This window comes from Streptomyces sp. PKA51, from assembly GCF_057552455.1.
This window is the reverse complement of the sequence record NZ_BAAJPZ010000008.1, coordinates 222,795-240,515: the sequence shown is the minus strand read 5'-3', so window position 1 is coordinate 240,515 and position 17,721 is coordinate 222,795. Positions and strand designations below refer to the sequence as shown.

General features: G+C 74.4%; 17 protein-coding genes. 5 read left to right on the top strand and 12 right to left on the bottom strand.

Annotation, left to right across the window (positions count from 1 at the left end):
• The first annotated feature begins 32 nt into the window (after positions 1-32).
• Positions 33-386 (top strand): hypothetical protein, encoded by a 354-nt coding sequence (locus AC27L3_RS15545; RefSeq protein ID WP_487234598.1) that lies wholly within the window; start codon positions 33-35, stop codon positions 384-386.
• Positions 383-1,945, top strand: a complete 1,563-nt coding sequence (locus AC27L3_RS15540) for an alpha/beta hydrolase (protein ID WP_487234597.1) — start codon at positions 383-385, stop codon at positions 1,943-1,945. Before AC27L3_RS15545 ends, AC27L3_RS15540 begins: the two co-directional genes overlap by 4 nt.
• 76 nt (positions 1,946-2,021) lie before the next feature.
• Here AC27L3_RS15540 and moeZ read toward each other — a convergent pair whose 3' ends face one another.
• From moeZ to AC27L3_RS15480, 12 genes are all read right to left on the bottom strand, one after another.
• On the bottom strand, positions 2,022-3,200 hold the full coding sequence (gene moeZ / locus AC27L3_RS15535; RefSeq protein ID WP_487234596.1) for an adenylyltransferase/sulfurtransferase MoeZ: 1,179 nt from the start codon (positions 3,198-3,200) through the stop codon (positions 2,022-2,024).
• Between the two features lie 75 nt (positions 3,201-3,275).
• The gene (locus AC27L3_RS15530; RefSeq protein ID WP_487234626.1) at positions 3,276-4,046 is read right to left on the bottom strand and encodes a spherulation-specific family 4 protein; all 771 of its coding nucleotides are present in this window, start codon (positions 4,044-4,046) and stop codon (positions 3,276-3,278) included.
• Positions 4,043-4,957: an NAD-dependent epimerase/dehydratase family protein gene (locus tag AC27L3_RS15525; RefSeq protein ID WP_344438247.1), complete on the bottom strand. Its 915-nt coding sequence runs from the start codon at positions 4,955-4,957 to the stop codon at positions 4,043-4,045. The genes AC27L3_RS15530 and AC27L3_RS15525 overlap by 4 nt, the downstream gene beginning before the upstream one ends.
• Entirely contained in the window at positions 4,954-6,132 is a 1,179-nt protein-coding gene (locus AC27L3_RS15520) for a hypothetical protein (protein WP_487234595.1), read from the bottom strand. Before AC27L3_RS15520 ends, AC27L3_RS15525 begins: the two co-directional genes overlap by 4 nt.
• On the bottom strand, positions 6,129-7,673 hold the full coding sequence (locus AC27L3_RS15515; protein ID WP_487234594.1) for a DUF3492 domain-containing protein: 1,545 nt from the start codon (positions 7,671-7,673) through the stop codon (positions 6,129-6,131). The genes AC27L3_RS15520 and AC27L3_RS15515 overlap by 4 nt, the downstream gene beginning before the upstream one ends.
• A 310-nt stretch (positions 7,674-7,983) precedes the next feature.
• Positions 7,984-9,606, bottom strand: coding sequence for a dipeptide ABC transporter ATP-binding protein (locus tag AC27L3_RS15510; protein ID WP_487234593.1), 1,623 nt, complete (start codon positions 9,604-9,606; stop codon positions 7,984-7,986).
• A complete protein-coding gene (locus AC27L3_RS15505) occupies positions 9,603-10,592 on the bottom strand; it encodes an ABC transporter permease (protein ID WP_487234592.1) in 990 nt (329 codons plus the stop codon). The genes AC27L3_RS15510 and AC27L3_RS15505 overlap by 4 nt, the downstream gene beginning before the upstream one ends.
• The gene (locus AC27L3_RS15500) at positions 10,589-11,593 is read right to left on the bottom strand and encodes an ABC transporter permease (RefSeq protein ID WP_487234591.1); all 1,005 of its coding nucleotides are present in this window, start codon (positions 11,591-11,593) and stop codon (positions 10,589-10,591) included. Before AC27L3_RS15500 ends, AC27L3_RS15505 begins: the two co-directional genes overlap by 4 nt.
• A complete protein-coding gene (locus AC27L3_RS15495) occupies positions 11,590-13,314 on the bottom strand; it encodes an ABC transporter substrate-binding protein (protein ID WP_487234590.1) in 1,725 nt (574 codons plus the stop codon). The genes AC27L3_RS15500 and AC27L3_RS15495 overlap by 4 nt, the downstream gene beginning before the upstream one ends.
• Before the next feature lie 185 nt (positions 13,315-13,499).
• Positions 13,500-13,595: an Ms4533A family Cys-rich leader peptide gene (locus AC27L3_RS15490; RefSeq protein ID WP_487234589.1), complete on the bottom strand. Its 96-nt coding sequence runs from the start codon at positions 13,593-13,595 to the stop codon at positions 13,500-13,502.
• Between the two features lie 88 nt (positions 13,596-13,683).
• Positions 13,684-15,051, bottom strand: a complete 1,368-nt coding sequence (locus tag AC27L3_RS15485) for a DUF3152 domain-containing protein (RefSeq protein ID WP_487234588.1) — start codon at positions 15,049-15,051, stop codon at positions 13,684-13,686.
• Positions 15,044-16,030, bottom strand: a complete 987-nt coding sequence (locus AC27L3_RS15480) for an alpha/beta fold hydrolase (protein WP_487234587.1) — start codon at positions 16,028-16,030, stop codon at positions 15,044-15,046. The genes AC27L3_RS15485 and AC27L3_RS15480 overlap by 8 nt, the downstream gene beginning before the upstream one ends.
• Positions 16,031-16,184: 154 nt before the next feature.
• Between AC27L3_RS15480 and AC27L3_RS15475 the strand changes: the two genes are divergently transcribed.
• The 3 genes from AC27L3_RS15475 (at position 16,185) to AC27L3_RS15465 (ending at position 17,643) form a co-directional block, all read left to right on the top strand.
• A complete protein-coding gene (locus tag AC27L3_RS15475) occupies positions 16,185-16,409 on the top strand; it encodes a hypothetical protein (protein ID WP_487234586.1) in 225 nt (74 codons plus the stop codon).
• A 195-nt stretch (positions 16,410-16,604) separates the two neighbouring features.
• The gene (locus AC27L3_RS15470) at positions 16,605-17,243 is read left to right on the top strand and encodes a TetR/AcrR family transcriptional regulator (protein ID WP_365969935.1); all 639 of its coding nucleotides are present in this window, start codon (positions 16,605-16,607) and stop codon (positions 17,241-17,243) included.
• Positions 17,244-17,415: 172 nt separating this feature from the next.
• A complete protein-coding gene (locus AC27L3_RS15465; protein WP_487234585.1) occupies positions 17,416-17,643 on the top strand; it encodes a DUF3107 domain-containing protein in 228 nt (75 codons plus the stop codon).
• Positions 17,644-17,721: the final 78 nt, after the last annotated feature.

Sequence of the window (17,721 nt, the reverse complement as noted above, 5' to 3'; positions counted from 1 at the left end):
AGGTCGTACGAACGCCCGGGGAGGGGGCCGAGGTGGAGCCGGACACGGAGCACACCGCGGACGACAGGTCCAGGATGCTCACCGGTGCCCTCGCCATAGCGGCGCTGCTGGCCGCCCTGATGGCGCTGTGGCAGACGCAGTCCAGGCCGCTCGACGAGCAGCCCGACCAGTGCCGGGGCACGCCCGCGGGGAGCAGCGGCTTACCGGCGCCGGCCACCGGTGCCCCCGGGTGGTCCACCGACCCCGCCCCCGCAACGGCCGCCGCACCGCCCACCGGCCGGGTCGCGCCGTCGCCCGTGCGCCCCTGCGCTCCCTCCGACGGCGACCGTACGCCGGGGGCCAGTGCGTTGGGAATGGCCCATTCCTCCGTAGAGTCGGTGGAATGAGTATCCAGCGGCCACGGCCACGGCCCAGGGCGGCGGCCCTCGCCTCCGCGGCCCTCGCGATCGCCCTCACCGCCACCGCCTGCGGCAGCGACGACGGGAGCTCCGGCAACGGCGGAAGCGGCACCGGCAGCGGTGACGGCAAGAACGCCACGTCCGCCGCCTCCCCCGCCCTGCACTGGCAGCGCTGCGCCGCCCCCACGCCCGCCCAGGGCGGCGGCAAGGCGCCCGGCAGGGCGTGGGAGTGCGCGAAGCTCCCGGTGCCGCTGGACCACGCCCGGCCGGACGGCGAGAAGATCGAGCTCGCCCTGATCCGCAGCAGGGCGACGGACACCTCGCACCGCATCGGTTCGCTGGTCTTCAACTTCGGCGGCCCGGGCGCCTCCGGGGTGCAGACGCTGCCCTCCCTCGCCGACACCTATGACACGCTGCACCGCCGCTACGACCTGGTCTCCTTCGACCCCCGCGGAGTGGGCGAGAGCGCGGGCGTGCGCTGCCAGAGCGACAAGGAGCTCGACGCCGCCTACCAGGTGGACGGCACGCCGGACGACGACGCCGAGCTGCGCGCGACGCTGGCGTCGAACAAGGCGTTCACCGACGCCTGCACCAGGAACTCCGCCAAGGTCCTGCCCCAGGTGGACACCGCCAGCGCCGCCCGCGACCTGGACCGCATCCGCGCGGCACTGGGCGACGCCAGGCTCAACTACTTCGGCATCTCCTACGGCACCGAACTGGGCGGCGTCTACGCCCACTTGTTCCCCCGCAACGTCGGCCGGACGGTGCTCGACGCCGTCGTGGACCCCACCCAGGACCCGGTCCAGGGCAACATCGCCCAGACCAAGGGCTTCCAGCTGGCCCTGGAGGACTACCTCAAGGACTGCCGCGGCTCGTCCGGCTGCCCGACCCTCGGGCAGATCACGACGCTGCTGCGCGACCTGGACCAGCGTCCCCTGCCCACCAGCGGCGGCCGCAGGCTGACCCAGGACGAGGCCACCGGCGGCATCGCGGCCGCGCTGTACTCGAAGGACACCTGGAAATACCTGACGGCGGGCCTGCAGGAGGCCATGGTCAAAGGCACCGGCAACACCCTGCTGCTGCTCTTCGACGCGATGTCCGGCCGCTCGCCCGAGGGGCGGTACAGCAATCTCACGGCTGCCAACCGGGCCATCTCCTGCGCGGACGCCGAGCAGCGCTACACGGTCGACGACGTGCGCCGGACGATGGCGGAGTTCAAGGCGGCCTCCCCGGTCTTCGGGGAGTCCGCGGCGTGGTCGCTGCTGACGTGCACGGACTGGCCGGTGAAGGGCAAGTGGCGCACGCCGGACGTCCGGGCCGCGGGCGCGCCGCCGATCCTGGTGGTGGGCAACGCCGGCGACCCGGCGACGCCCGTGGCGGGGGCCCGCAGCATGGCGGAGCAGCTCGGCAAGGGCGTGGGCGTGGTGCTCACGGTGCAGGGCGAGGGCCACGGGACGTACGGGGTGAGCTCCTGCGCGACGAGGGCGGTGAACGCCCACCTGCTGGACGGCAAGGTCCCGGCGGACGGGACGACCTGCGGCCCGTAAGCGGCGCGGGGCGCCGTGATGCCGCATGACGAAGCCCGCTCGCCACCGCGGCGAGCGGGCCTTCGACGCACGAGTATCAGTACACCGGCTTGTGCGGCTCGACCTGGTTGACCCAGCCGATCACGCCGCCGCCCACGTGGACCGCGTCCGCGAAGCCCGCGGACTTCAGCACGGCCAGCACCTCCGCCGAGCGGACGCCGGTCTTGCAGTGCAGGACGATCCTGCGGTCCTGGGGCAGGTCCTGCAGGGCGTTGCCCATGAGGAATTCGTTCTTGGGGATCAGCCGGGCGCCGGGGATGGAGACGATCTCGTACTCGTTCGGCTCGCGGACGTCGATGATGTCGATGTTCTCGCCGCTGTCGATCCACTCCTTCAGCTGCCGCGGAGTGATCGTGGAGCCGGCCGCGGCCGCCTGCGCCTCCTCGCTGACCACGCCGCAGAACGCCTCGTAGTCGATGAGCTCGGTGACGGTGGGGTTCTTGCCGCAGACCGCGCAGTCGGGGTCCTTGCGGACCTTGACCTGGCGGTAGGTCATCTCCAGGGCGTCGTAGATCATCAGCCGGCCGACGAGCGGGTCGCCGATGCCGGCCAGCAGCTTGATGGCCTCGTTGACCTGGATGGAGCCGATCGAGGCGCACAGCACGCCCAGCACGCCGCCCTCGGCGCAGGAGGGGACCATGCCCGGCGGCGGGGGCTCGGGGTACAGGCAGCGGTAGCAGGGCCCGTGCTCGCTCCAGAACACCGACGCCTGGCCGTCGAAGCGGTAGATCGAGCCCCAGACGTACGGCTTGTTCAGCAGCACGCAGGCGTCGTTGACCAGGTAGCGGGTGGCGAAGTTGTCGGTGCCGTCCACGATGAGGTCGTACTGGGAGAAGATCTCCATGACGTTGTCGGCCTCGAGCCGGCCCTCGTGCAGGACGACGTTCACGTACGGGTTGATGCCCAGCACGGTGTCGCGGGCGGAGGCGGCCTTGGAGCGGCCGATGTCGGCCTGGCTGTGGATGATCTGCCGCTGCAGGTTCGACTCGTCGACCTCGTCGAACTCCACGATGCCGAGCGTGCCCACGCCCGCGGCCGCGAGGTACATCAGCGCGGGGGATCCGAGCCCGCCGGCGCCCACGCACAGCACCTTGGCGTTCTTCAGGCGCTTCTGCCCGTCCATCCCGACGTCCGGGATGATCAGGTGGCGGGAGTACCGACGGACCTCGTCGACGGTGAGCTCGGCGGCTGGCTCGACCAGGGGTGGCAGCGACACGGCGACTCCAGGGTCATCCCCGTGGGACGGGGAACGCAGGCAGTGTTCTTCGGTGCAACACTGCCACGCGCCGTCTCATTCCGAGAGACCGGGTCCGATGGTCGAGACGATCTCGTCCCAGTAGCCGGGCAGGGACTCCCAGGGGTCGATCGCGCCGTGGTCGGTGCGGTCGGTGAAGTAGATCGTGCCCGCCCCCTGCCAGCGGGCCACGCGCAGCGCCTCCTGGAGGTGGGAGCGCGGCACCCCGTGGACGAGGTGGCAGAAGCGCTCGGGCGGGTGGTCGGCGGTCCACTCGGCCGCCCTGGACCAGCGGTAGCCGGTCCAGGGACCGGCGAAGGTGACCAACTGGTCGGCGAATTCGGCGTATCCGGGACCGGGGTGGGTGCCCTGCGCGAGGACGAGGTGGGCCCCTTCGAGGACGGTACGCAGGGCGCCGGCGACGCGCCGCACCTCGGGCAGGGCGTCGGCGTCGGCGGGGCAGCGGGCCAGCAGGAAACCGTCGACGCGGTACCAGTTCAGGAAGCGCTGGGCGTCGGAGAGCAGCTCCCCGAAGGGCCGGGCGCCGTGGGCGAGGTCCAGGTGGCCCAGCAGCCGGACGCCGGCGGTGCGCAACGGTACGGCGGCGGCCAGCCAGTACGGGTCCTGGCGGGCACCGGGGCCGCCGGTGACGCCGTCGCCCTCGCGCAGGGCGGTGCTGCCGAGGGTGACCCAGTCCAGCGGGAGGCCGGCCCGCTGCAGGCCGCCCCACTCGGCGGGGGCGACCAGCGGGTGGGCGAAGCCGGGCACGGCCAGGCGCAGGGGCGCGGGGCGGGCGGCGAGCGGGCGGCGGTGGCCGGAGGGGATCAGATGCGACACGCGGCCTCCATCCAGATGTCGGCGAGGGACTCCTCCAGCCCGATGCGGGGTCGCCAGCCGAGCCGGTCGCGGGCGGTGCGGACGTCGGCCTGCTGCCAGCTGCCGCAGCCGTCGGGGTAGGGGTAGGCGGGCGGGGCGCCGAGGTGGGGGTCGTCGAGTTCGTGCAGGGCGCCACCGAAGCCGGCGACGCGGGCGAGGAGGGTGGCAGCGTCGCGCAGCCGCACGGCCCGGCCGGTGCCGATGTTGACGGCGCCCTGCGCGGCGGAGAGGGAGGCGGCATGGACGGCGCGGGCGATGTCGCGGACGTCGACGAAGTCGCGCTGGACGCCGAGGCCGGTGAGCTTGAGCTCGTTGTCGCCGCTCTGCATGGCGCGCCGCATGGCCTCGGCGAGCCGGCCGAGCGGGGAGCCGGCCGGGGTGCCGGGGCCCACGGGCGAGAAGACGCGCAGGACGATGGCGTCGAGCCCGGAGCCGAGGACGAGCTCGGTGGCGGCGAGCTTGCTGACGCCGTACGGCCCGCCGGGGCGGGGCACGGCGTCCTCGGCGGTGGAGGAGCCGGGCTGGGAGGGCCCGTACTCGGAGGAGCAGCCGATCTGCACCAGGCGGGCGCCGCAGCCGCTGCGGCGCAGGGACTCGCAGACGGTGGCGACGGCGACGGTGTTGTGCCGGGTCAGGTCGCGGGCGCCGCCGCGGGTGGCGCCGGCGCAGTTGATGACGACGCCGGGGTGCACGGCGTTGAGGAAGCGCGTCAGCGCGCCGGGGCTGCCGCTGGCGAGGTCGAAGCGGACGTCGGCGTCGTCGCCCCGGCCGAGGGCGGTGAGCTGGACGGCGGGGTCGGCGAGCAGCCGGTCGGCCACGAAGCGGCCGATGTAGCCGTTGGCGCCCAGGAGCAGCACTCTCATCGGTCGTGCCCCCGCTCGGGCCGGCTGACGGTGGCGGCGGTGCCGGGTTGCGGTGTCATCTTCGTGGGTCTCCTCTGACACGGTGGGGGGTCACCCGGGCGGCCGCCGGTCGCCCGGGGCGGGGCGGCGGCCGCCGGGTGGCGGGGGTGCGGGCGGCGCCCGTGCACCGAGGCCCGGGACAGCGCGGGGACGGCGTGGCCGAGCAGGGCCAGCGCGGTGGGGACACAGGCCAGGAGGGGTACGGCGGCGGGGCCGTGCGCGGTGGCCGCCCAGGCGACGGGCCAGCGCAGGGCCTCGCAGCCGGGGAGCCGGGCGGCGAGCAGCGAGGCGGGGGCGAGGGCCTCGGCGAGGGCGGCGGCGGCGAGGGCGGTGGCGGCGGGGCGGGTCAGGCCGTGCGCGGTGAGCAGCAGGGCGAGGTAGAGCAGGGTGCCGAGGCCGGCGAGGGCGGCGCCGGCGAGGGGGCCGGCGGTCTGCGGGGGTCCGGCGGGCAGGCCGGTGCGGGCGGGCCACCAGAAGGCGAGCAGGGCGGCGAGGAAGGCGGTGGCGGCCAGCAGCAGGGCGGGCCGGGCGCGGCGGGCGAAGCCGGCCAGGTCGCGGTCGTCGAGGGCGCGGCGGGCGTGGGCGGCGAACCAGTGGGCGGTCAGGGCGGCGGGGACGGTGGCGCAGGCCAGGGCGAGGGCGGTGGGGGCGGCGGCATGGGCGGCGGAGGACAGCAGGGTGGCGCCGCCGAGCGCGCGCCGGCCGTGCAGCAGGGCGGTGACGAGCCAGTCGCCGAGGAGGCCGTAGGCGACGAGCCACAGGCAGGCCAGGGCGACGGGGACGGTTCCCGGGCCGCGCAGGGCCGCGCAGGTCGCGTACGGGCGCGCGGGGGTGTGCGGGGCGGGGGCCCGGGTGGGCGGCGGGTCGTCGTCGGTGCGCTCGACGCGGGCGTGGAGCTCCTCGGCGAGGGAGAAGACGTCGCGGTGGCGGTACTCGGCGGCCTGCCGGTCGTCGATGCCGTGGGCTTCGAGCCCGGCGGCGATCTCCAGGGGTTCCACGGCGCGGGCGCACAGGGCGTGGTGGCGGGCGAGGAGGGCCTTGACGGGGTCGGCGGGCGCGGGCGGCGGGGTGGGCTCCGGTGTTATCGCGGCCGGGGCGGGGGCGGCGGGGTGCAGGGAGGAGGTGGGTGCCGTCACGGGCGTCCTGCCCAGGTGGGTGAGGCGGAGCGGGGGGAGACGGCGAGGGGGGTGCTGTCGCCGGCGGCGCGGGAGAAGGGGACGGCGGGGTCGCAGGCGGTGTGGGTGACGGGGGCGCGGGAGAGGACTTCGAGGTAGAGGGCGCCGAAGGCGGCGACGTTCTGCTCGACGGTGAACAGTTCGAGGGCGCGGGCGCGGGCGGCGGCGCCGAGGCGGGCGCGGCGGGCGGGGTCGTCGAGCAGGGCCCGGCATGCCTCGGCCAGGTGGCCGGCCCGGCGGGCGGGGACGACCAGGCCGGTGCCGCCGATGACCTCGCGGACGGCGCCGACGTCGGGCGAGACGGTGGGGCGGCCGCAGAACATGGCCTCGGTGAGGGCGGTGGGGAAGCCGTCCTGGGCCCCGGAGAGCAGGACGATGCTGCCGGCGGGGTAGTCCTCGGGGCCGCGGGCGGGGGTGTATTCGACCCGGTCGGCGCCGTCGGCGGTATCCGGGGGTGCTCCGACGACTCTCAGGCGCAGTCCGGGGTGGTCGGTGCGCAGGGCGGCGAGGGCCTCCCACAGGTGGGGTTCGGTGGGGCCGCCGGTCCACACGAGGAGGGGGTCGCCGGTGGGTTCGGCCTCCTCGGTCTCCCCGGCCGTCTCGTACAGGCCGGCGTCGGTGCCGGGGTGGACGGTGCGCAGCCGGGCGCGGTCGGCGCCGCAACGCTCCTGCCAGCGGCGGCCCTGGCCGTCGCCGGCGGTGATGAGGGCGGCTTCGCTGTAGACGAGGGCGGCGAGCTGCCGGTGGAAGGCGGCGAGCAGGGTGCGCACGGGGCGGGAGAGGTCGTCGGCGGAGTCGAGGGAGGCCAGGTGGTGGGCGCGCAGTCCGACCTCGTACTCGGTGACGAGCAGGGGGGTTCCGAAGAAGCGTTTGGCCATCAGGCCCGGGAGGGCGGCGGATCCGGCGGAGGTGGCGTGGCACAGGTCGACGGCCGCCAGGCCCCGGTCGCCGTCGGCGGTGCCGTACCAGTCGAGGGACAGCGGGCGCAGGGCGCGTTCGAGATGGCCCGTGACGAGGAGGAGGTCGGGGACGCGGATGTCGTAGGCGGCGGGGTGGGCGCCGGGGGCCCGGCAGGCGTTCTCCAGGACGCGCAGGGCGTCCTCGGACCGCAGGGCGGTGGCGAGTCCGCCTTCGTCGCGGGCGAGGTCGGCGAGGCCGTTGAGGCCGTCGGTGAAACGGTACGCCTGATCGCCGGGGAGGGTGATGGCCGCGGCCAGGTCCCCGAAGTGGGCGGCGAAGCGCCGACGCCGGTCGCGGCCGCCGGGCCCGTACCCGCGCCCGGCGGCGCCGGCGGGGGGGACGCCCCACAGCGCGGCCGCCCGGACGCGCCGGACGTTGCCGGGCAGCGCGGGCCAGCCACTGTCCTCCTGACGGGCCGTCCGGCTCAGGGCGTAGAGCTCGAAGTCGTGCTGGGCCAGCCCGCGCACGAGCCGGTCGCACCACTCACCGCCCTCGCCCGCGGCATACGGATAGCCGCCCTCGGAAAGCAGGCCCACACGCACGAAAGCACCCCCGTTCTCCCTTGTCGGAAGCCGCCGTTGCGGCAGCGGGAGCACGCTATGCGGGCTCGCCGGTGGCGCGGCGGACGGTTGTCCGTCGCGCCACCGGAAGGGGTGAACGGGCGTGACTTCCGCCCCCTTGGGGCGTTTCCCTGGGCTACGCCCCGAAGGGGCGCGGGGAACTGCGCGATCGGCCACCGACGGCCCGCAGTCGGAACGCCGCCCCGGGCCCGGGCGAAGCCCACCTGCAGGCGCGTCGTGGCCGGTCGCGCCCACGCGGCGGCAGCCGCAGATCGATACCGCCCCGCGCCCCTTACGGGGCGAAGGCCCCCACGCGGGGTACGGCCGCCAGCAGGCCGCGCGTGTAGGGGTGGCGGGGGTCCTCGTAGACGCGGTCGGCGGGCCCCTCCTCGACGATGCGGCCGCCGCGCATGACGACGAGCCGGTCACTCACCTGGCGGACGACGGCGAGGTCGTGGGCGATGAAGACCAGCGCCAGGCCGAGCTCGCGCTGCAACTCGCCCAGCAGCCGGACGATCTGGGCCTGGGTGGTGACGTCGAGGGCGGAGACGGGCTCGTCGCACACGATCAGCCGGGGCTCGGGGGCGAGGGCGCGGGCGATGCCCACGCGCTGGCGCTGGCCGCCGCTGAACTCGTGCGGGTGGCGGTGGTAGGCGTCCGGGTCCAGGCCCACGCGGCCGAGCAGTTCGCGCACGCGGGTGCGGACGGCGTCGTCGTCGAGGGTGCCGGCGGCGCGCAGCGGGTCGGCTATGGATTCGCCGATGCTGCGGCGGGGGTTGAGGGAGGAGACCGGGTCCTGGAAGACCATCTGCAGCTCGCTGCGGAAGGGGCGCAGCGCGCCGTCCTTCAGCCCGCCGATGTCCCGGCCGCGGTAGTGCAGGGTGCCGCCGGTGGGGTCGAGGAGGCGCACCAGCATCCGGCCGAGGGTGGTCTTGCCGCTGCCGGACTCGCCGACGATGCCGACGGTCTCCCCCGCGCGCACGGTCAGCGAGAGGTCGTCGACGGCGGTGACGGCGTGCCTGCCGCGGCCGAACCGCCGTTGCAGGCCGGTGGCTTGGAGCAGCACGGGGGCCTCGTCCGCGGGCGGGGCGGGCCGTTCGCGGCGGTCGTCGACGCGGGGCACGGCGGCCAGCAGGTCGCGGGTGTACGGCTCGCGGGGGCGGTCGAGGACGGTGCGCAGGGGGCCGTGCTCGACGGCGCGGCCGTCCTTCATCACCAGCAGCTCGTCGACGCTGCCGGCGGCCACGCCGAGGTCGTGGGTGACCAGGACCAGGCCGGCGCCGGTCTCCTCGCGCACCTCGCGCAGGAGGGCGAGGATGCGGTCCTGGACGGTGACGTCGAGGGCGGTGGTGGGTTCGTCGGCGATCAGCAGCTTCGGCTCGCAGGCGACGGCCATGGCGATCAGGACGCGCTGGCGCATGCCGCCGCTGAACTCGTGCGGGCGCGAGCGGGCGCGGCGGGCGGCGTCGGGGATGCCGACGCGGTCCAGGGCGGCCACGGCGCGGGCGTGCGCGGCGCGCCGGGTGGTGCCGGGGCGGTGGGCGCGCAGCACTTCGGCGATCTGGTCGCCGACGGCCTGGTAGGGGTCGAGGGAGGAGAGGGGGTCCTGGAAGACCATGGCGGCGGCCGCGCCGCGCAGCTTGCGCAGTCCGCGCTCGTCGAGGGCCTCGACGTCGTGGCCGGCGACGCGCACGGAGCCGGTGACCCGGGCGCCGGTGCCGCGGTGCAGGCCGAGCAGGGCGTAGGCGGCGGTGGACTTGCCGGAGCCGGATTCGCCGACGATGCCGAGGGCGCCGCCGGGGGCGAGCTCGAAGGACAGGCCGTCGACGGCCCGTACGACGCCGTCGCCGCCGGTGGGGAAGGCGACGGTCAGGTCGTGGACGGAGACCAGGGGTTCGGTGGCGGGTGCGGTCATCGCAGGACCACCCTTCGGTCGGCGGCGGCGTACAGGAGGTCGGCGACGATGCCGGCGAGGACGACGGCGGTGCCGGTGACGGTGACGACGGCGACGACGACGGGCAGGTCGACGGTGCGGGTGGCGCCCACCATGAGCTGTCCGATGCCGGGCAGTCCGAACATCATCTCGGTGAGGATCGCGTTGCCGAACATCGAGCCGAGGTCGGCGGCGGTCAGGGCGATGACGGGGGCCAGGGCGCCGCGCAGCGCGTGCCGGCTGACGAGGGACTTCTCGCCGATGCCGTAGGCGCGGAAGGTGCGGATGTGGTCCTCGGCGAGGGTTTCCAGCAGGGAGCTGCGGGTGAGCCGGGCGTACTTGGCGGACTCCTGCAGGCCGAGCGCGGCCCAGGGCAGGAGCATGTTCCACGCCCACTGTTCGGGGTCGTCCGTCAGCGGCACGTAGGAGGGGAAGGGCAGCCACTGCAGGTAGGCGCAGAAGAGCATGAGCAGGCCCAGGCCGCTGATGAAGACGGGGGTGGCGGTGCCGGCGAGGGTCAGCCAGGTCAGGGCGCGCTCGGTGGCGCCGCCGCGGCGCAGGGCGGAGAGCAGGCCGGTGCCGGTGCCCAGCACCAGCCACACGACCATGGCGCCGGTGGCCAGGGAGGCGGTGGCGGGCAGGCGCTGGATCAGCAGCTCGGTGACCTGCTGGTCGCTCTGGTACGACAGCCCGAAGCAGGGCGCGTCGCAGTGCACGGTGCCGGTGCCGGTGGAGTAGTCGTGGCCGGTGACGATGCCCTGCAGGAAGTGCCAGTACTGCATGTACACGGGGTCGTTGAGGGACAGCTGCTCGCGGACCTGGGCGATCTGCTCGGGGTTGCAGCGCGGGCCGCACGCCAGGCGGGCGGGGTCGCCGGGGGCGATGTAGAAGGTCGCGTGGACGACGGCGGTCAGGACGAGGACGACGACGAGCGCGCCGAGGGCGCGTCGCAGCAGGTAGCCGGTCATGCGGGGCCTCCTGCGCCGCGCTCCCGGGCCGTGCGCCGGCCGGTGCCGACGCGCAGGCGGGACGCCTCGCGCGGGTCGAGGGCGGTGCGCACCCCGTCGCCGAGGACGGTGAAGGCGAGGGTGGTGGTGAAGAGCATCAGGGCGGGGAGCAGGACGTAGAGGGGGTCGGCACGGAACCAGGTGGTGGCGGTGGAGAGCATCTGGCCCCAGGAGGGGGTCGGCGGCTTCACGCCGACGCCGAGGAAGGACATGCTCGCTTCCAGCACGATGTTGGTGGGCAGCAGCACGGCCGCGTAGGTGATGACGGGGGCGGCGAGCGAGGGCAGCAGCTCGCGGCGGGCGACGCGCCGGGTGGAGGCGCCGGTGAGCCGGGCGGCCGCGACGAAGTCGAGCTTCTTCAGGCTCAGGGCCTGGGCGCGTACCAGGCGGGCCATGCCGCCCCACTGCAGCAGTCCGATGGCGACGACGAGCAGCAGGGGCCGGGGGAAGTCGGCGGGGACGACGGCCATGAGGGCGATGGCGAAGACCAGCAGCGGCATGGCCACCATCACGTCGGTGACGTGGCTGAGCACGGACTCGACGACGCGGTTGCCGAGGGCGGCGCCCAGGCCGATGCCGACGCCGACGAGCACCTGGACGAGGGTGGCGCCGAGCGCGACGAGCAGCGAGACGCGGGCGCCGTACACCAGGCGGGCGAACAGGTCGCGGCCGGTGCCGGGTTCGACGCCGAGCCAGTGCTCGGCGCTGACGCCGCCGAGGTCGCCCAGCGGCACGCCGCCGCGGGCGGAGTCGACGAGGGTGTCGTGGTACGTGCCCGGGTCCTGGCCTTCGAGGGCGGCGAGGAGCGGGGCGAGGAGGGCGAGCAGGACGAGAAGGGCGAGCACGGCGGCGGCCGCGAGGACGGCCTTGCGGCTGCGCAGCCGCCGCCGGAACTGCCGGGCCCCGGAGGCGGGGGTGCCGGCCCCCGCCTCCGTGTTCTTCACGATGACGGGCGTGCTCACTTGACGGCGACCTGGGAGACGTCGAGGACACCGGTCCAGTCGCTGATGACGACGTTCTTGACGTCCTTGCCGAACAGTCGCTTGTAGACGGGGTGGAACAGCGGAACGGTCAGCGCCTGCTCGCCGATCCTCTTGTCGAGGGCGCCCCAGCGGCGGGCGGCCTCGTCATGGTCGGTGATCTTGTTGATGGCGTCGATCTCGTCGTTGACGGAGGCGTCGTTCAGGCGGGCGGTGTTGAAGTTGGCGCCGTCCTTGACGATCTGGCGGCCGTCGAAGATCGGGGCGAGGAAGGGGCCGCCGGAGGGCCAGTCGGCACCCCAGTGGGCGATGAACAGGCCCGGCTGCTTCGCGAAGCTGTGGATCTTCTCGTCGTAGTCGTTGTCCTCCAGGCCCTCCAGCTTCACGCCGATGCCGGCCTCCTTGAGCGCGGCCTGGACGGCGGTGGCGATCTCGGGGCTGGTCTCGAAGTTCTGTGCGGTGGAATGCGTGAGGGTGATCTCCAGGCCGTTCTCGTAACCGGCCTCCTTCAGCAGCTCCTTGGCCTTGCCCGCGTCGCCCTTCGCGCCCGCCGGGAAGTGGTCGTACGGCGTGTACCCGAGCGGCTTCTGGTGGGGCAGGAAGGTGGTGGCGGGCTCGGCGAGCGAGGAGCCGCCGGCGGCGTTGACGACGCTCGTGCGGTTGATCGCGTACGCGATCGCCTGGCGGACCTTCGGGTTGTCGAAGGGCTTGACCTCGGGGTTGAACGCCAGGTAGCTGGTCTGGGCGAAGTGGCCGGTGCCGACGCGGGCGGCCAGCTTGGCATCGCCGGTGACCTGGGCGAGTTCGGCGGGGCCGAGGTTGGTGTCGGTGGTGACGGCGGCGGCGTCGGCGCCCTGGCCGGCCGACAGCCGCTGGTTGATCACGGCGGAGTCCAGGCCGGACTTCACCTCGATGCGGTCGGGGTAGGCGTGCCGCTCCTTGTCGGTGTCCGTCGACCAGTGGGCGTTGCGCTCGAAGAGCATCTGCTGGCCGTCGCCCACGTTCCTGACCAGCTTGTACGGGCCGGAGGAGACCGGGTGCTCGGCGTACTTCACGCCGGTGTCCTTGGCCTTGGGCACGGGCGCGAACTGGGTGGAGGTGGCGAAGTAGGGGAAGTCGCCCTCGGACTTGCGCAGTTTGAAGACGATGGTCCGCGCGTCCGGCGTCTCGATGGAGTCGAGGCCCTTCTTCTCCTTGTAGGGGCCCTGGTAGGTGTCGCCGCCCACCAGCCAGTCGCGCAGGTAGGGCGCGCCGCCGGAGAGTTCGGGGGCGAAGGAGCGCTCGACGCCGTACTTGATGTCGGCCGAGGTGATGGGCGTGCCGTCCTCGTACGTCAGGCCGTCCTTGAGGGTGAACGTCCACGTCCTGGCGTCGTCGGTGGGCCGGCCGGTGTCGGTGGCGAGGTCGGGGACGACCTTGGTGCCCTCGGCGCCGTTCGCGCGGTGGCGGGTGGTCAGCGTGCGGTAGACGAGGGAGGGCAGGTTGCCGCCGCCGGAGGTGTACAGGCGGGCGGGGTCGAACTGCTTCTGCGGCCCGCGGTTGAGGACCGTGAGGGTGCCGCCCTTCTTCGGGGCACCGCCGTCACCGCCGCTGCCGGAGCCGGCGCCGCTCTTCTCGGGGCCGCACGCCACGGCGCCGCCGATCAGGGCCGCGCTGACGGCGGCTGCGGCCACACTGCGGGACACGACGGACAATTGACGCATGAGGGGTCAGCCCTTTCACGGGTGGAGAGGTGGCGGAAGTGCCGGGAGGCACGGCGGCACCCGTGAAGGCGGTGGAGTACGCGAGGAGTACGCGGGGATTGCAGCGCGAACCGCGCCGTACCGCCCCCGGGCGCAACGCCGCGGCAGCGCGGACGGCGCAGGGGAAGATGCCGGAACAGGCGGGTTCAGCGACAGAGGACGTCGGCGACCGCGTGCACGGCCACGCCGATCAGCGCCAGCTCGAGGCCGGCGTTGCGCGTGGGGACGTGGCGGTACGACATGCGAAGAAGGGTGAACGAATTTTCGCCTTGCGGCAAAGGCGTCTCACGAATCGAGACCGGATATCCCGAAAGAAGAGATGACGCCAGGTCAGGGGAAGGGCCAGGGGTTGGGCCGGCAGACCTTGTCCCCGGTGTTGAGGAACTTGGTCTGCTGCATCATCACCGGGGCCAGGGCGCCGTTGGCGGGGCACGACTCGTGGTCGTGGCCGAGCCGGTGGCCGACCTCGTGGTTGATCAGCATCTGACGGTAGGCGTGCATGGCGTCGCCGTAGGTCTCCGAGCCCTGCGCCCAGCGGTAGCCGTTGATCATCACCCGGTCGGTGATGGCGGAGTCGCAGGAGACGTTGTCCTCGGAGGTGTCGAGGCCCGACTTGGCGCACCAGACGTGCGTGGTGCCCGGGCTCGCGAGGGTCACCACGAAGTCCGCGTCGCCGGAGGAGACGCGCTCGAAGGTGTACTTGCCGCCGTGGCCCCAGCTGCGGGGATCGTTGAGGGTGCGGTGGACGGCGGTGGCGAAGAGCGAGCCGTCGAGCGGCAGCCCCTTCTCCACGTCAATGCGGTACCGCCGCACTTCACCCTTACCGGGGGCCCGGTCGTGCCCCTCGATGGTGACGAAGTCGCCCGATCCCCGGGCATCCGGGGCGAGCGGGTACTTCCTGGCCATCGCCTCCTCGTAGGTGGCGGGCGGCCGGGCGCCCCCGTTGGGGGTGGGCCGGGAGTCCGAGCGCGAGGGCGCCTCGGGGTCGTCGCGCTGGCCGGTGGGGTCCGCCGCGCGCGCCTGCGCCTTGCTCTGGGTGCTCTCCTGCACCTGCCCGGCCACGGCGACGGCCAGCACGGCGGTCACCAGCGCCGCGGCCACGCCGGTCGCGGTGCGCAGCGCCCCGCCGAAGACCCGGCGCGGCGGCGCGGGCGCCGGTGCGGGCGCCGGTGCGGATGCCCGTGTCGGTGCGGCCGGGGGCGGCGCGGGGGCGGGTACGGGCGCGGGCGCGCCCTGCAGGAAGCCGGTCGTCGCGCACGTGGGCCCCGCGGGGGCGGACGGGGCCGCGGCCCCGTCGCGCTGGGCGCCGATGACGCCCCAGCCCGCGCTCTCGCGCGGCTCGGGGTGGCCGGTGCGGGCGGAGGGACGGGTGCCGCCCTCGGCCCCGGGCCCGGCCCCGTAGCCCGCGTCGTACCCGGCGTCGAAGTCGGGCCCGAAGCCGGAGTCGACGGCCGCGCCGAGGCCGGGCGCGAGGCCCGGGTCGAAGGAGTCGAAGGCGTCCGCGAGCCGTGCGGCCTCCTCGTCGCAGCCACCGCCGCGCCGGCGTCCCGGGCCCGGCCCGGGCACGGGCGGCGGTGCCGTCTCGTGGCCGTGGGCCGGCTGCCCCGGTCCGTCGTGGGCGCGGCGGCGGCCCGTACCGGGGGCGGCAGCGGCGGGCCCGGAGGGGGACCGGTCGGCGCGTGCGCTGTGTTTACCCACGGGGCGGGGCGCTCCGTTCAGATGTCGTGGCAGTGTCCGCGAGCAGTTCCCGGAAGGCGCGGGCCACCGCGTCCGGGTCCTCCATCATGGCGACATGTCCCGCTTCGAGAAGCGTCAGCAGCCGCGAGTCGCGAAATGCCTTGCTCGCCCGGCGGGCCATGCGGATGGACACGAGCTGGTCGCGCGCTCCGTACACGAGCAGAGTAGGGGCAAGGACGCGTTCCGCCTGCCGCCACAGCGAATGCTGCCCGCCGAGGGTGTAGGCGTCGACGATGCCGCGCGCGGAGCGGCCCATGACCTCCCAGAAGTACGGCAGCTGCAGCCGGCGCTCGTACTCGGCGACCGCGAGGGCGAAGCCCTCCGGGGTGACCCGGGCGGGGTCGCCGTAGCACAGGGCGAGGACCTCTCGGGTGCGCCGCTCGGGGGTCCAGTCCCTGGTCATGCGGGCGAAGAGCGAGACCAGGCCGGGCACGGCCATCAGCCCCGTGGGCACCGCGGAGCGCTGCGGGCGCAGCTCGGGCAGGGCGGGTGAGACGAGGGTGAGGGTGCGCACCAGGTCGGGCCGGACGGCGGCGACGCGGGTGACGACCGCGCCGCCCATGGAGTTGCCGAACAGGTGCACGGGCCCGCGGTCGCTCGCGTCGAGGTGGCGGATGACGACGCGGGCGTAGGCCGTGATGGAGTAGTCGCCGTCGTCCGGTGGGGGCGCGTAGCCGAAGCCCGGCAGGTCCAGGGCCTCGCCGTCGACGTCGCCCGCGAGGGTCTCCATCAGCTGGGACCAGTTCTGCGAGGAGCCGCCCAGGCCGTGCACGAACAGCGCCGGGGGCAGGCCCGGCCGGGCGGGCGGCCGGGAGCGCATGGTCAGCGTGGCGCCGGGCAGCGCCACGGAGCGCAGCGTCTCGCCGGGCGCCACCCGCGCGGGGCGCGTGGGCGGCACCACCGGTACGGCACGGGCATCGGACGGCTCGATCGACGACATGCGGGCAATGTTACGAGAGGGTCACGCACGAACCCTTGTGGCGGCGCTCACAGATCGCCTGGCGGCCCGGAGCGGTGTCTCCTAGGCTGCGGTGAGGGAGAGGTATCAAGGAGTGCTGAGGGCACCCCACACCGGATGCCGGAAGGATTCCGATATGCCTGTCGATCCGACGGACCCTGACACCTTCGAGGACGAGGACGAGGCGGAGGACATGGAATTCGACGTCGAGGCCCCCGAAGCGGACGCCGCCGAGCAGCACGCCGACATCAGGCCGGAGGAGGACGAGCCGCTGACCCACATCGACCCGGCCTCGGCCAGCGAGGCGGACCGCGCCGAGCAGGCCCGGGTGGTGGATCTGGACGAGGACGACTACCGCTGAGGGCACCGGGCCCCGCGGCCCGCACGCCGCGGGGCCCGGCCGCCGGACGCATCGTGCCGATTGCACGGATTTGTCGACTCCCCACAGCGGGGGGTTCGTGAAATTCTCCGCTCCGGCCACGCACGGCCCGGTTACCGAAAAGTACGATGGCGGACGCGGTGCACACCGTGCACGGAAGAACTCATGGGAGGCGGCGTGACAGCCATCGAGCAGACCGAGGCGCGCCCGCGGGGCACGCGCCTGCCGCGCCGAGCCCGACGCAATCAGCTCCTGGGCGCCGCCCAGGAGGTCTTCGTGGCGCAGGGGTACCACGCGGCGGCGATGGACGACATCGCCGAGCGCGCCGGTGTCAGCAAGCCCGTGCTCTACCAGCACTTCCCCGGCAAGCTGGACCTCTACCTCGCCCTGCTGGACCAGCACTGCGAGAACCTCCTGCAGGCCGTGCGCACGGCGCTCGCCTCCACCACCGAGAACAAGCTGCGCGTGGCGGCCACCATGGACGCCTACTTCGCCTACGTCGAGGACGAGGGCGGCGCCTTCCGCCTGGTCTTCGAGTCCGACCTGACCAACGAACCGGCCGTCCGCGAGCGCGTGGAGCGCGTGTCGCTGGAGTGCGCCGAGGCGATCAGCGAGGTCGTCGCGGAGGACACCGGCCTGTCGAAGGACGAGGCCATGCTGCTGGCCGTGGGCCTGGGCGGCGTCTCCCAGGTGGTGGCCCGCTACTGGCTCTCCAGCGAGAGCACGGTGCCGCGCGAGACCGCGGTGCAGCTGCTGACCTCGCTGGCCTGGCGCGGCATCGCCGGCTTCCCCAAGGTCGCCCCCGAGCAGCACTGACGCCGGGTACGGGCGATTTCGGCCACGTCGCCGTGTTCGCTGCGAGCGTGCGGGCGGGCGCCCGGCACCGGCGGGTCGCGGGCTAATGTGTGCAGCGTACGGCGCGGCTGGCCGCGCACCCCTCCCCGTGGCCCAGGGCCAGGGGGACCGCATACCTTCGGAGGGACAGGCCGTGGAGGTCAAGATCGGCGTGCAGCACGCGCCCCGCGAGATCGTTCTGGAGAGCGGACTGGCTGCCGAGGAGGTCGAGCGCGCGGTTGCCGAGGCGCTCTCCGGCAAGGCGCAGATGCTGACCCTGGAGGACGACCGTGGCCGCAAGGTCATCGTCCCGGCCGACCGCGTGGCGTACGTCGAGATCGGCGAGCCCACGGTCCGCAAGGTCGGCTTCGGCGCGATGTGATGCGACGCGTCGCCGCGGCGACGTGACGGCGGGGCCCGGAGTGCGCGAGCACTCCGGGCCCCGCCGTTTTTCTTCACG